12 protein-coding genes and 1 pseudogene are annotated in these 13,773 nt (G+C 71.7%); 9 read left to right on the top strand and 4 right to left on the bottom strand.

What is annotated here, in order from left to right:
• Positions 1-140 precede the first annotated feature (140 nt).
• Together ACF062_RS18950 and ACF062_RS18945 are read right to left on the bottom strand one after the other, a co-directional pair.
• Positions 141-512, bottom strand: a complete 372-nt coding sequence (locus ACF062_RS18950; protein ID WP_392139494.1) for a fic family toxin-antitoxin system, toxin component — start codon at positions 510-512, stop codon at positions 141-143.
• A gap of 124 nt (positions 513-636) precedes the next feature.
• Positions 637-861, bottom strand: a pseudogene (locus tag ACF062_RS18945) (toxin-antitoxin system HicB family antitoxin); the annotation flags it as partial.
• Between the two features lie 164 nt (positions 862-1,025).
• On the opposite strand from ACF062_RS18945, the gene ACF062_RS18940 reads away from it, so the two are divergent.
• The 6 genes from ACF062_RS18940 (at position 1,026) to ACF062_RS18915 (ending at position 8,389) form a co-directional block, all read left to right on the top strand.
• Positions 1,026-1,859: an ABC transporter ATP-binding protein gene (locus tag ACF062_RS18940; protein WP_392139492.1), complete on the top strand. Its 834-nt coding sequence runs from the start codon at positions 1,026-1,028 to the stop codon at positions 1,857-1,859.
• A gap of 13 nt (positions 1,860-1,872) precedes the next feature.
• Positions 1,873-4,437, top strand: a complete 2,565-nt coding sequence (locus ACF062_RS18935) for an ABC transporter permease (protein ID WP_392139490.1) — start codon at positions 1,873-1,875, stop codon at positions 4,435-4,437.
• 49 nt (positions 4,438-4,486) lie between these two features.
• Positions 4,487-5,377 (top strand): TIGR03621 family F420-dependent LLM class oxidoreductase, encoded by an 891-nt coding sequence (locus tag ACF062_RS18930; RefSeq protein ID WP_392139488.1) that lies wholly within the window; start codon positions 4,487-4,489, stop codon positions 5,375-5,377.
• Between the two features lie 71 nt (positions 5,378-5,448).
• A complete protein-coding gene (locus ACF062_RS18925) occupies positions 5,449-5,874 on the top strand; it encodes a GNAT family N-acetyltransferase (protein ID WP_392139486.1) in 426 nt (141 codons plus the stop codon).
• Positions 5,875-6,047: 173 nt separating this feature from the next.
• Positions 6,048-7,379: a hemolysin family protein gene (locus tag ACF062_RS18920; protein WP_392139484.1), complete on the top strand. Its 1,332-nt coding sequence runs from the start codon at positions 6,048-6,050 to the stop codon at positions 7,377-7,379.
• A complete protein-coding gene (locus ACF062_RS18915) occupies positions 7,376-8,389 on the top strand; it encodes a hemolysin family protein (protein WP_392139482.1) in 1,014 nt (337 codons plus the stop codon). Before ACF062_RS18920 ends, ACF062_RS18915 begins: the two co-directional genes overlap by 4 nt.
• A gap of 105 nt (positions 8,390-8,494) precedes the next feature.
• Here the strand turns inward: ACF062_RS18915 and ACF062_RS18910 are convergent, their stop codons facing one another.
• Positions 8,495-9,058, bottom strand: a complete 564-nt coding sequence (locus ACF062_RS18910; protein WP_392139480.1) for an NADPH-dependent FMN reductase — start codon at positions 9,056-9,058, stop codon at positions 8,495-8,497.
• 176 nt (positions 9,059-9,234) lie between these two features.
• Here ACF062_RS18910 and ACF062_RS18905 point away from each other — a divergent pair, with 176 nt between their 5' ends.
• The 3 genes from ACF062_RS18905 (at position 9,235) to purB (ending at position 12,139) form a co-directional block, all read left to right on the top strand.
• Positions 9,235-9,783, top strand: a complete 549-nt coding sequence (locus ACF062_RS18905) for a MarR family winged helix-turn-helix transcriptional regulator (protein WP_392139478.1) — start codon at positions 9,235-9,237, stop codon at positions 9,781-9,783.
• A gap of 51 nt (positions 9,784-9,834) precedes the next feature.
• The gene (locus tag ACF062_RS18900) at positions 9,835-10,614 is read left to right on the top strand and encodes an SGNH/GDSL hydrolase family protein (RefSeq protein ID WP_392139476.1); all 780 of its coding nucleotides are present in this window, start codon (positions 9,835-9,837) and stop codon (positions 10,612-10,614) included.
• 82 nt (positions 10,615-10,696) lie between these two features.
• Entirely contained in the window at positions 10,697-12,139 is a 1,443-nt protein-coding gene (purB, locus tag ACF062_RS18895; protein WP_223772856.1) for an adenylosuccinate lyase, read from the top strand.
• A 240-nt stretch (positions 12,140-12,379) separates the two neighbouring features.
• On the opposite strand, the gene lysA is transcribed toward purB, so the two are convergent.
• Positions 12,380-13,768 carry a diaminopimelate decarboxylase gene (gene lysA, locus ACF062_RS18890; RefSeq protein WP_392139474.1) on the bottom strand — a complete coding sequence of 463 codons (1,389 nt, stop codon included), beginning with the start codon at positions 13,766-13,768 and terminating at the stop codon, positions 12,380-12,382.
• Positions 13,769-13,773 lie beyond the last annotated feature (5 nt).

Below are 13,773 nucleotides of genomic sequence, written 5' to 3'. Positions count from 1 at the left end.
CCGGCCGGGTACCTTGCTGGTCACCCCTTATGACCGCCCTCAGGCCCAGAACTCATCGCCCAGAACTCATCGCCCATGACTCATCGTCCACGAGTCGTCGTCCAGAATTCATCGCCCGATACTCCGGCGACTGCGCCTCCTCACAGGCTCCACTCGCGCAGCCGGTCGGCGATCGCCTCCACGCTCGCACCCCCGTCCTTCACCAGACGCGCCAGGTCACGCACCTGTTCGGGCGAGGTGACCACCTTCATGCCGCTGGCGACGAGATAGGCGTACGCGACGGAGGCGGCGAAGAGGGCGTTGGAACGTTCCAGCGCGGGCAGGTGCAGCAGCAGTTGCAGGAGCGCCGCGGCCCGGTCGTGCGGGGTCTCGTAGACCGGCATGCCGAATATCTCCGCCTCGTGCCGGCTGATGGCGGCGACGAGCGCTCCCCAGTCGGTGACCTGGGGGTCTCCGGGCGTCTTGTGTTCGGCGATCATCAGGAGCCAGGCAAGATCGATTCTCAGGTTCAACGGCTCAACGACGACCTTCACCGAGCGGCAGCGCGGTCTCACGCGTACGGGACTCACGCGTACGGGACTCACGCGTACGGGACTCACGCGGCGCGCGTACGGGATGGGCCGCCTCGCGGAGCGGACGGGTGCCTTCGCGCTCCGTCCCGAACTCCTCGGCGAACACGGATTCGTACTGCTTCATGAAGTCGGCGGCCGCTTCGACGAACGTGTGGCCGATTTCCCCGGCGTCCTGCTTCACGAGTTCCTCGATGTAGCGGTTCACGCTCATGCCTCGGGCCAGGGCACGCTCCCGCGCGGCCCGGGCGGTGTCCTCGTCCACTCGCACGTTCAGCTGCGTCTTCGCCATTCCTTCAAGCTAGCGCCGGTGTGCTAGCGCGACAAGGGCCCCCGGACCGTGCCCCTTACATGCGTCTGCGGGCCCGACTTCGGGGGGATACCGCGGGCTCGGCCCCTCCCACTACTCTCGGCGCACACACCGGAGTTGGAACGGCCACAACCCAGGAGGCGGCCTTGCCCATACCTGCTTCGGCACCGTTCACCGGCCGTTCCGGGGCCGCCGGGACTGCCGCGCGCGCCCGGGGTCTGACCAAGGCGTACGGCTCGGGCGAGACGACCGTGCTCGCCCTCGACTCGGTCGACGTGGACATCGCGCGCGAGCGCTTCACGGCCGTCATGGGCCCTTCCGGGTCGGGGAAGTCCACGCTGATGCACTGCCTGGCCGGGCTGGACAACGTCTCGGCGGGCCAGGTGTGGCTCGGCGACACGGAGATCACGGGCCTCAAGGAGCGGGAGCTGACCCGGCTGCGGCGCGACCGCATCGGGTTCATGTTCCAGTCGTTCAACCTCATCCCCACGCTCAACGCCCTGGAGAACATGACGCTCCCGATGGACATCGCGGGCCAGCGGCCGGACCACGCGTGGCTGGAGCACGTGATCGACACGCTGGGGCTGCGGGACCGGCTGAAGCACCGCCCCTCTCAGCTGTCCGGCGGGCAGCAGCAGCGGGTGGCGTGTGCGCGGGCGCTGGCGTCGAAGCCCGAGCTGATCTTCGCCGACGAGCCGACGGGCAACCTCGACTCGCGGGCGGGTCTGGAGGTGCTCGGCTTCCTGCGCGACGCGGTCGACCAGCTCGGTCAGACCGTCGTCATGGTGACCCACGACCCCGGCGCCGCCGCCCACTCCGACCTCGTCCTCTTCCTCGGCGACGGCCGGATCGTGGACGACATGGAGCGTCCGACGGCGGACGCGGTGCTGGAACGGATGAAGCGGTTCGACGCCATGCACGCGACGGCGCCGCCGGGCGCGCCGGGCGGCCACTCCGACAGCGCGTCCGAGCAGAGCTGAACCGGCGGCCGCGGTGCTGAAGGCGACGCTCAGGAGCTTCCTCGCGCACAAGGGCCGGCTCGTGCTCTCCGCTCTGGCCGTCGTCCTCTCGGTGGCGTTCGTCGCGGGCAGCCTGATCTTCTCGGACACGGTGACGCGTACGTTCGACCGGCTGTTCGCCTCCACCTCCGCCGACGTGACGGTCGGCCCGAAGGAGGAACTCGACGAGTCGGTGTCCTCCGGGCGTACGCCGACCGTGCCCGCGAGCCTGAAGGAGCGGGTGGCGGGGGTCGAGGGGGTCGCGGGCACCCACATCGACGCGTCCGTCGAGAACATCACCGTCGTCGACCGCGACAACGAATCGGTCGGCCCGACCACCGGCGCGCCGACCGTCGCCACCAACTGGTACCCCACCGACCGCAGCCCCGTGGAGCTGACCTCGGGGCATGCGCCGCGCGGCCCGGGCCAGGCGATGCTGGACGCCGACACGGCCGACAAGAAGGGCGTGGAACTCGGCGACACCCTGACCGTCCTCGCCCGCCCCGGCTCGTTCGAGGTGGAGATCGTCGGCATCGCCACGTTCACCACCACCAACCCGGGCGCCGCGCTGGTCTTCCTGGACACCCCGACCGCGCAGCGCGAACTGCTCGGCGCCACCGACGCGGCGACGAGCATCTCCGTGACCGCCGCCCCCGGCGTCGACGACGACACGCTGAAGCGCCGCATCGCCGCCGAGGTCGGCGGGGGCTACGAGCTGGAGACCGCCGACGAACAGGCCGAGTCCGCCGCGGCCTCGCTCGGCGGCTTCCTGGACGTCATCAAGTACGTGATGCTCGGCTTCGCCGGTGTCGCCGTGCTCGTCGGCATCTTCCTGATCGTCAACACGTTCTCGATGCTGATCGCCCAGCGCACCCGTGAGCTGGGCCTGCTGCGTGCGCTGGGCGCCGACCGCAAGCAGGTGCGCCGCTCCGTGCTCTTCGAGGCGCTGCTGCTCGGCCTGGTCGGCTCGACGCTGGGGCTGGCCGCCGGCATCGGTCTGGCCCTCGGTCTCATCGAGCTGATGGGCCTGCTCGGGATGAACCTGAAGTCCACGGAGATGGTCCTCAAGTGGGTGACCCCCGTGGCGTCGTACGTCGTCGGCGTCGGCGTCACGTTCGTCGCGGCGTATCTACCGGCGCGCAGGGCCGCGCACGTCTCGCCGATGGCGGCGCTCGCGGACGCCGAGATCGCCGGCGTGGGGCGGCCGTTGAAGATGCGGGCCGTGGCCGGTTCCGTCGTCGCGGTGGCCGGGGCGGCGGCCCTGGTGGGCTGCGCGGCCGCCGACCGGACCTCCTCGGCGGCGTCGCTCCTCGGGCTCGGCATCGTCCTGACCCTGGTCGCCACCGTCATCGCGGGACCGCTCCTGGTGCGCCCGGTGATCCGGGTGCTCGGCGGGGCGTTCCCCGCGCTCTTCGGACCGGTCGGCCGGATGAGCCAGCGCAACGCCCTGCGCAACCCGCGCCGCACGGGTGCCACGGCGGCCGCCCTGATGGTGGGGCTGGCGCTGGTCGGCGGCCTCTCGGTGGCGAGCGCGTCGATGACCGAGTCGTTCGACCGGCAGATCGACGAGACACTCGGCGCCGACTTCGTCGTACAGAACGCCAACTTCATGCCCTTCTCACCGGAGATCACGGCGAAGATCGAGGACACCGGCGGCGCGGGCCTCGTCGTGCGCCAGCGCTTCACCCCCGTCGAGCTGGCGCTCCCCGACGGCGAGAAAGTCGAGTCGACCGCGGCGGGCTACGACCCGCGGCTCGACGACATCGCCGACATCACGTACGCCGAGGGCAGTTCGCGAGCCGCACTCGCGGCCGACCACATCGGCATGGACAAGGACTTCGCGCACGAGCACGGGGTGCGCGTCGGCGACGTGCTGGCGACGGCGTTCCCCGACGGCCGGGAGGCGAAACTGACGGTGGGGGCCTTCACCGATCAGGGTTCTCCCGAGGGCTTCGGTATCGAGGGAGGGCTCTTCCTCGGGCTGAAGACGGTCGAGAAGTACGTGCCGGACGGGCAGGACTCGGCGGTCTACGTCAACGCGGCCTCCGGCACGGACGCGGACACGCTGCGCGCGCGGCTGGAGAGGACCCTCGATCCGTATCCGCAGGTACAGGTGCGCGACCAGGCCGACTACAAGGAGCTGATACGGCAGCAGATCGCCGTGATGCTCTACCTCGTCTACGCGCTGCTCGGCCTCGCGATCGTCATCGCGGTGCTGGGCGTCGTCAACACATTGGCGCTGTCGGTGGTGGAGCGCACCCGCGAGATCGGGCTGCTGCGCGCCATCGGGCTCGGGCGGCGTCAGCTGCGCCGGATGATCCGCCTGGAGTCGGTGGTGATCGCGGTGTTCGGGGCGCTCCTCGGGCTCACGCTCGGCCTGGTCTGGGGTGTCGCCGTGCAACAGGTACTCGCGCTCCAGGGCATGAAGGAGCTCGCGTTCCCCTGGACGACGATCGTCGCCGTGGTGATCGGCTCGGTGGTCGTGGGCCTCGCCGCGGCGCTGCTGCCCGCCCTGCGGGCCTCCCGCATGAATGTACTGGCGGCCATCGCGCACGAGTGATGGACTGGGGCACTCGGTACGCCAACTTGCCCGTCCAGGAGGAGAATTCATGGCCCGGCCGTTCCGTTTCGGCGTCAACATGTTGACCCCGTCGGAGGGGGACGCATGGCGCGAGAAGTGCCGCAGAGCCGAAGCGCTCGGCTACGACGTGATCCTCGTCCCCGACCATCTCGGCATGCCCGCGCCGTTTCCCGCGGTCGTGGCCGCCGCCGAGGCCACCGAGCGGCCGCGCGTCGGCACGTTCGTCCTGAACGCCGGCTTCTGGAACCCCGCGCTGCTCACCCGCGAGGTGGCCACGGCGGACGCGCTGACCGGCGGCCGCCTCGAACTGGGCCTCGGCACGGGCTATGTGCAGGCGGAGCACGACGCCGCCGGGCTGTCGTGGGGTTCGCCCGGTGAGCGGGTGGACCATCTGCGGCGCACCGTCGAGGAGCTGGACAAGCTCCTCGGCTCCGATGAGCACCAGCCGCAGCCGGTGCAGAGGCCCCGGCCGCCGCTCCTGATCGGCGGCAACGGCGACCGCATGCTGGAGCTCACCGCCGAGCACGCCGACATCGCGGCGTTCACCGGAGCCAAGGCGGTCCCGGGCGACACCGGCGGCAAGATGCTCCACCTCACGCCCGAGGAGCTGGACGAGCGGGTCGCCGCCTACCGGCGGTTCGCCGCGGGCCGCTCGGCGCCAGCCGAGCTGAACCTGCTGATCCAGATGGTCGAGGTGACGGACGACCGCCGGGCGGCGATCCGGCCGGTCCTCGAGTGCATCCCGCACCTCACCGAGGACGCCGCGCTCGCCCTGCCGCTCCTGCTGGTCGGCACGGTCCGGCAGATCGCCGAGCAGCTGCGCGCCCAACGGGAGCGGTACGGCTTCTCGTACTTCACCGTCCTGGAGCCGTACTTCGAGGCGTTCGGCCCGGTCATCGAGGAGCTGAGCGGCAGCTGACGCGTACCCCCGACCGTCCGCATCCTGGAAAGCTCCGCCCGCGCGCCCCGGCCCGGTGATGGGATGGACCCATGGACGATCTTCGGATACGGGCCGCGGCGCCCGAGGACCTGGACGCGGTGCTCGCCTTCTGGAAGGTGGCCGCCGAGGGCACGAGCATCAGCGACGACAGCACCGGCGTGGAACGGCTGCTCGCGCGCGACCCCGAGGCGCTGATCCTCGCCGAGCGCGGCGGCCACCTCGCGGGCACGGTCATCGCGGGCTTCGACGGCTGGCGCTGCCACCTCTACCGCCTCGCCGTCCACCCGGACCACCGTCGCCAGGGCGTGGGGTCGGCACTGCTGGCCGCCGCGGAGGAGCGTTTCGTACGCCTCGGGGGGCGGCGCGGCGACGCGATGGTCCTGGACCGCAACGACCTCGCCCACCACACCTGGCGCGCGGCGGGCTATGCCCCCGAACCGCAGTGGAGCCGGTGGGTGAAGCCCCTCACGGACTGAGTCCGCCGTGCGTCCCGGCAGGGGTTCCAGAGTGGCTTTGCTGATCCTTTACCATGGACGCACTATTCGTATCCGAATGAAAGGTGTGAGCGTCCGCCCATGGGCGAGCCTCCTAGTACCCGACATCGCGCATTCCTTCCGCCCCTGCCCGATCATGGGACGGAGGTGACCCGATGACCGAAGTGCTCCTGCTCCTCGTGGCGGTGCTGCTCTGTGTGGCCTGCGGTGTCTTCGTCGCGGCGGAGTTCTCCCTCACGACGGTCGAGCGCAGCGAGCTCGAGCGGGCGGTGGAACGCGGCGAGCGCGGCGCCGCCGGCGCCCTCAAGGCCGTCAAGAACCTCACCTTCCAGCTCTCGGGAGCCCAGCTCGGCATCACGGTCACCAACCTGGTGGTCGGCATGCTCTCCGAGCCGTCCATCGCCAAGCTGATCTCCGGCCCGCTGCGCGACCTGGGCCTGCCCCGCTCGGCGGCGTCCTCGGTGGCCCTGGTCATCGGCACGGCGCTGTCGACGGTGTTCCTGATGGTCATCGGCGAGCTGGTCCCCAAGAACTGGGCGATCTCCTCACCGCTCACCATCGCCAAGCGGGTGGCGACGCCGCAGCGGCTGTTCAGCGCCGCGTTCCGGCCGTTCATCGCGCATCTCAACAACACCGCCAACCGCTCCGTACGCCGCTTCGGCCTGGAGCCCGCCGAGGAGCTCGCCTCCGCGCGCGGCCCCAAGGAGCTGATCGCGCTGGCCCGGCACTCCGCCAGGGAGGGCGCGCTGGAGGCGGACACCGCGGAGCTGTTCGTGCGCACGCTGAACCTCGCCGACCTCAGCGCGGAGAACGTGATGACGCCGCGCGTCCAGGTCATGGCCCTCGAAACGCACGCCACCTGCGAGGACGTCGCGAACGCCACGCGCGCGACCGGCCTGTCCCGCTTCCCCGTCTACCGTGGCAACCTCGACACGGTCGTCGGCGTCGCGCACATCAAGGACGTGCTCGCCGTGCCCGCCGAGCGCAGGCCGCGGGTGTCCGTCGCCGAACTGATGCGCGAGCCCCTGCTCGTCCCGGAGTCGCTGACCGTCGACCGTCTTCTCGACCGGCTCTCCGGCAAGCGCACGATGGCCGTGGTCATCGACGAGTACGGCGGCACCGCCGGAGTCGCCACCCTGGAGGACATCGTCGAGGAGGTCGTCGGCGAGGTGCGCGACGAGCACGACCCGCACGAGACGCCCGACATCGCCCTCACGGGCACGGACGACCACGGCAGGACGCTCTACTCCGCCGACGGTGCCGCGCGCACCGACCAGCTCGCGCGGGTCGGCCTGCGGGCCCCCGACGGGCCGTACGAGACGCTCGCCGGACTCGTCGCGACCGCGCTCGGCCGCATTCCGGCCGTCGGCGACAGCGTCGAGGTCGACGGCTGGCGCCTCGACGTCACGGACGCCACAGGGCGCCGCGCCGCGCGCGTACTGCTGCACGCCCCGCTGACCGAGAACGAGGCGGAGGACGCCCGATGACCGCCATCCAGTTGCTGATCGGTTTCGCGACCCTCGTGGTCAACGCCTTCTTCGTGGGCGCCGAGTTCGCCCTCATCTCCGTACGCCGCAGCCAGATAGAACCCCGCGCGGAGGAAGGCGACCGCCGCGCCAAGAGCGTGATGTGGGGCCTGAAGCACGTGTCGGCGCTGCTGGCGGCGGCGCAGCTCGGCATCACGCTCTGCACGCTCGTCCTCGGTGTCGTCGCGGAGCCCGCGATCGCGCATCTCCTGGAGCCCGTGTTCGACGGGGTGGGGGTGCCGCACGGCCTGGTCCACCCCATCTCGTTCGTCATCGCGCTGACCCTGGCGACGTATCTGCACATGCTGCTCGGCGAGATGATCCCCAAGAACGTCGCGCTCGCCGAGCCGGTGCGCACCGCGCTGCTCCTCGGGCCGCCGCTGGTGGCGCTCGCACGCGCGCTGCGGCCGGTGATCTTCGCGATCAACGCGTTCGCCAACGGCCTGCTGAAGCTGTTGCGGGTCGAGGTCAAGAACGAGGTCTCGGCGAGCTTCTCGGACGACGACCTCGCCCGCATGGTGAAGGACTCCGGTGACGCGGGCCTGATCGACGACCGCGCGCAGGAGCGGCTGCACGACGCGCTGGAGCTCGGCCGCCGGCCGGTCAGGGACGTCGTCCTGCCGCTGGAGGACGTGGTCTACGCGCGCGTGGGCGTCACCCCGGAGCAGTTGGAGAGCCTCTCGGCCGAGTCCGGGTTCTCCCGCTTCCCCGTCGTCGACGATGGCCGTCGCATCGTCGGCTACCTGCACGTCAAGGACGCCCTGGACCGGGCGCCGCGGGACCTGCCGTTCCGAGTGCCGGACATGCGGAAGATCGCCCAGGTGCGCGAGACCACACCGCTGGACGACGTGCTGACCGCGATGCGGGGCAGCCGTACGCATGTGGCGGCGGTGCTCGGCTCCGACGGCAGGCTCGCCGGGATGGTCACGATGGAGGACGTGCTCCGGGAGCTGTTCGGCCAGCCCGTGTGACCGGGGCTTCCGTACGGTGATGCCGCCCCCGTACGGAAGCCGCCGCCTCCCCGCGGCGGCCCGGTCGCGCCCCGGCCTCCGCGGGCCCCGCGCAGGCACCGCGCCTCAGGCCGCGGCCGACTCCTCGGCGCAGAGTTCCGCCACCGCGTCGAGGACGGCGTGGGCCCGCTCGGCGAGGCCGGGCGTGGCCACGAAGTGCCGGTCCTCGCCGACCAGGTCCTCGATGCCGGGCACCGAGAGGGTCGGCTCGGCCGGGCGGAGCCCCACCCGCCCGAGGACGGGCCGGAGCATCTCGATGGCGGGGGCGCCCCCTGAGGTGCCCGCGCTGTAGCTGATCAGGCCCACGGGCTTGCCCTGCCACTCCTGGTACAGGAAGTCGATGGCGTTCTTCAGCGGTGCGCCGAAGCCGCCGTTGTACATGGGCAGCACGAAGACGAAGCAGTCGGCGGCCGCGACGGTCGCGCTCCAGTCCTTGGTGTGCTGGTGGACATAGCGCCCCTCGGAGGGGTGCTCGGGCTCGTCGAGGAACGGCAGGCCGACCTCGGCGAGGTCGATCAGGGCGGTCTCGAACTCCTGGCGCCCGGCGGCGAGTCCGGCGACCCAGGCGGCCAACGGTCGCCCGGCCGAGGTGGGGCGGGTACTGGCCGAGACGACGTGCAGACGGGGCATCGGGCCGATCCTTTACGTGGTGACGGCATCGCTCTTGGACGCGACGCCGGTGGCGGTGACGGTGGCAGCAGCCGCAGCGCTCACACCGCGGCACCCCCAAGTAGTTGACGTGTCACGCATGACGGTAGGAGGCAGGTGAATGACATGTCAATCACTTCTCGGGTACCGTGAGCCGGGTGACCGAACGACCCCGCTGGCTGACCGATCAGGAGCAGCGCGCATGGCAGGCGTACCGCCGCATGTTCCTGCTGCTCAACGCCCAGTTGTCACGGGATCTCCAGCAGCACACCGGACTCTCCGACCCCGACTACGACGTGTTGTCCACCCTCGGCGCCAGCGCCGGCCACCGTCGCCGGGTCAGTGAGCTGGCGGACCGCATGCTCTGGTCCCGCAGCCGCCTGTCGCACCACCTGGCCCGCATGGAGCGGCGCGGCCTCGTCCTGCGCGAGGAGTGCGAGACGGACGGCAGGGGCGCGGTCGTCGTCCTGACCGGGGAGGGCCTGCGCACGATCGAGGCGGCGGCACCCCTGCACGTGGAGTCGGTGCGCCGGCACTTCATGGACCTCCTGACGCCCGAGCAGATCGAGGCGTTCGCGGGGGTGGGCGAGACGGTGGTGGCCCGCCTCACCGGCGCGGAACACGAAGCGGAACCCGGCACCGAGGCCAGCACCGCGCCCGCCGCCGGCCCCCATCACCGTCCCGGCACCTCCCCCACCCCTCACTGACGGCCACCCCTCACTGACGGCCGCGCCCGGCGCGTTACCATCGCTTTCGCCATGCAGATGAATGCCAACTACACCAGTCTCGTCGCGGTCGGCGACTCCTTCACCGAGGGCATGTCGGACCTGCTGCCCGACGGCAGCTACCGCGGCTGGGCCGACCTCCTGGCCGCGCGGATGGCGGCGCAGAACCCCGGCTTCCGCTACGCGAACCTCGCGGTGCGCGGCAAGCTCATCGGCCAGATCGTCGCCGAGCAGGTGGACGTGGCGGCCGCGATGCAGGCCGACGTGGTGACCCTGGTGGGCGGGCTCAACGACACCCTGCGCCCCAAGTGCGACATGAACCGCGTACGTGACCTGCTGGAAGAGGCGGTGGAGCGGCTCGCCCCCTCCTGCAAGCAGCTGGTCCTGATGCGCAGCCCCGGGCGGAACGGCCCGGTGATGGAGCGGTTCCGTCCGCGCATGGAGGAGCTCTTCACGCACATCGACGACCTGGCGTCCCGGCACGGCGCGATCGTCGTGGACCTGTACGGCGCCGCCGCCCTCGGCGATCAGCGCATGTGGGACGTGGACCGGCTGCACCTCACGGCCGAGGGACACCGCAGGGTCGCCGAGGCGGTGTGGCAGGCGCTCGGGTATCCGCCCGAGGACGACTGGCGGCTCCCCCTGTCGGCCGCCGTCCCGCTGAAATGGGCCGCGCGCCGCGTCGCCGACGCCCGCTTCGCCCGGCAGCACCTCGCCCCCTGGATAGTCCGCCGCCTCACCGGCCGCTCCTCCGGCGACGGCCGCCCGCCGAAGCGTCCGGAGCTGCTGCCTTACGACGGGCCGCTCCCGTAGCAACCCCTGGTGGGCTCTCGTAGCTTCCGACGAACGGGGGCGTGGCGCTGGCCTGCATGAATGGCCAGTAGAATCCGTACACGTGACTGCTGCGCCTGCAAAGCCCCGTATCCCCAACGTCCTCGCGGGACGTTACGCCTCCGCCGAGCTCGCCACCCTCTGGTCGCCCGAGCAGAAGGTGAAGCTGGAGCGTCAGCTCTGGCTCGCCGTGCTGCGTGCGCAGAAGGACCTCGGGATCGAGGTGCCGGACGCCGCGATCGCCGATTACGAGCGCGTCCTCGACCAGGTCGACCTGGCCTCCATCGCCGAGCGCGAGAAGGTCACGCGCCATGACGTGAAGGCCCGCATCGAGGAGTTCAACGCCCTCGCCGGGCACGAGCACGTGCACAAGGGCATGACCTCGCGCGACCTCACCGAGAACGTCGAGCAGCTCCAGATCCGGCTCTCCCTGGAACTGATCCGCTCCCGCACCGTCGCGGTCCTCGCCCGGCTCGGCAAGCTCGCCGGTGAGTACGCCGAGCTGGTCATGGCGGGCCGCTCCCACAACGTCGCCGCGCAGGCGACGACGCTCGGCAAGCGCTTCGCGACCGGCGCCGACGAGCTCCTCGTCGCGTACCGCCGCCTGGACGAGCTGGTCGCCCGCTACCCGCTGCGCGGCATCAAGGGCCCGGTCGGCACCGCCCAGGACATGCTCGACCTGCTCGGCGGCGACGCCGGGAAGCTGGCCGACCTGGAGCAGCGCATCGCCGCGCACCTCGGGTTCGAGACGGCCTTCACCTCGGTCGGCCAGGTCTACCCGCGCTCCCTCGACTACGACGTGGTGACGGCCCTGGTGCAGGTCGCCTCCGCGCCGTCCTCGCTGGCCAAGACGGTCCGCCTGATGGCCGGCCACGAGCTGGTCACCGAGGGCTTCAAGCCGGGCCAGGTCGGTTCGTCCGCGATGCCGCACAAGATGAACACCCGCTCCTGCGAGCGCGTCAACGGCCTCACCGTCATCCTGCGCGGCTACGCCTCGATGACCGGCGAGCTGGCGGGCGACCAGTGGAACGAGGGCGACGTCTCCTGCTCGGTCGTGCGCCGCGTCGCCCTGCCCGACGCGTTCTTCGCACTCGACGGTCTCCTGGAGACCTTCCTGACCGTGCTCGACGAGTTCGGCGCCTTCCCCGCGGTCGTCGCGCGCGAACTGGACCGCTACCTCCCCTTCCTCGCCACCACCAAGGTCCTGATGGCCTCGGTGCGCGCGGGTGTCGGGCGCGAGGAGGCCCACGAGGCCATCAAGGAGAACGCGGTCGCCTCCGCGCTCGCCATGCGCGAGCAGGGCGCCGAGCGCAATGAACTCCTCGACAAGCTCGCCGCGGACTCCCGCATCCCGCTGGACCGCGCCCAGCTCGACGAGCTGATGGCCGACAAGCTGTCCTTCACCGGGGCGGCGAGCGACCAGGTCGCCACGGTGGTGGCGCGGATCGAGGCCCTCCTGAAGGAGCACCCGGAGGCCGCGGCCTACACGCCGGGCGCGATTCTTTAAGACATGTCGTGAGCGGCGGCCCGGGTGCGATGCCCCGGGCCGCCGTTCCTTTGCCGACCCGCGCCCTAGGGCCTGTCTGACAATTCGCGTCGTCGCCCGGAGGGCGGCCTCGCGGCGTCAGGTGCGTGCTCTCGGCGTGCCGGGCGTAGGGCCTCGTACTGGATGTACTTGGCTCTGCGCCCGGTGCGGCGAGAGTGCGTGCATGGCGTCGCGAGGCAGGCGGGAATTGTCAGACAGGCCCTACAGGCCCACGTCCCTGCTGCGGAAGTCCTCCAGTGATTCCCGGCGGACCAGCAGCCTGGCGTGCCCGTCGGCCACCGCCACCACGGGCGGCCGGCCCACGAGGTTGTACCCGGACGCCATCGACAGGTGGTACGCGCCCGCGACCGGGACGGCGAGCAGGTCCCCGGGGCGTACGTCGCCGGGGAGCCGGACATCGGAGGCGAGGATGTCGCCCGCCTCGCAGTGCCGCCCCACCACCGTCACCGGTTCCGCACTGGATGCGGAGCGTCTGCCGATCAGGCGGGGCGCGTACCGCACGCCGTACAGCACGGGCCGCGGGTTGTCGCTCATCCCGCCGTCCACCGCGACGAACGTCTGCCCGGCCGTCCGCTTGACGGCGAGCACCCGGTAGAGCGCCACCCCCGCGGGCCCCACGATGGCCCGACCCGGCTCCACCACGAGCCGCGGCACGGGCAGGCCCGCCGCCGCGCAGCCCTCGGTCAGCTCGGCGCGCACCTTGCGGGCGAGGGAGGCGACGTCGAGCGCGTCCTCACCGGGGCGGTACGCGATGCCGTGCCCGCCGCCGAGGTCCAGTTCGGGCAGGGTGACCCCGTGCTGGTCCTTGATCCGGGCCATGAGCCCGACCAGGCGGCGCACCGCGCACAGGAACGGCTTCTCCGTGGTGATCTGCGAGCCGAGGTGGCAGTGCAGGCCGACCAGTTCCAGCGTGGGCTGGCCCAGGATGCGGGCGATGGCGTGCTGGGCCGAGCCGTCCGTGATGGACATGCCGAACTTCTGGTCGTCCGTGCCCGTCCGGATCTTGGCGTGTCCGCCGGCGGCGATGCCCGGCACCACCCGGACCAGCACCCTCTGGCGGCTGCCCGGCGGGACGGCGGCGGCCAGCCGCGCGATCTCACAGGCGCTGTCGATGACGATGCGGCCGACGCCGAGGCGGAGCGCGGCGCGCAGGTCGTCGGGGCTCTTGGCGTTGCCGTGCAGCACGATGCGCTCCGTGGGGAAGCCCGTGGTGACGGCGAGTTCCAGCTCTCCGGCCGAGCAGACGTCGAGGCCGAGCCCTTCCTCGGCGATCCAGTGCGCCATCGCGCGGCACAGGAACGCCTTGGCGGCGTACAGGACCTCGGCGCCCTCGAAGGCCCGCAGATAGGAGCGGCAGCGGGCGCGTACGTCGCCTTCGTCGAGGAGGTAGGCGGGGGTGCCGAACCGCTCGGCGACCTCGGTGAGCGGCACCCCGGCGACGGCCAGGTCTCCGTGGGCGAGCGGTGTGGTGCGCGTGGGCCAGACGGACAGGTCCGCACCGGGGACGGGGGCGGCTGCGGTCGGGGCGGCGGCCGAGGGTGACGCCGGGCCTGCGGGGCCCGGGAGCGGGGGTACATGCAGAGTGGTCATGACAG

Origin of the sequence: Streptomyces sp. NPDC015345 (assembly GCF_043078805.1) — a bacterium.
In the GTDB taxonomy this organism is placed as follows: domain Bacteria; phylum Actinomycetota; class Actinomycetes; order Streptomycetales; family Streptomycetaceae; genus Streptomyces.
The sequence above is the reverse complement of the archived record's forward strand: the minus strand, read 5'-3'. Positions and strand labels throughout refer to the sequence as shown.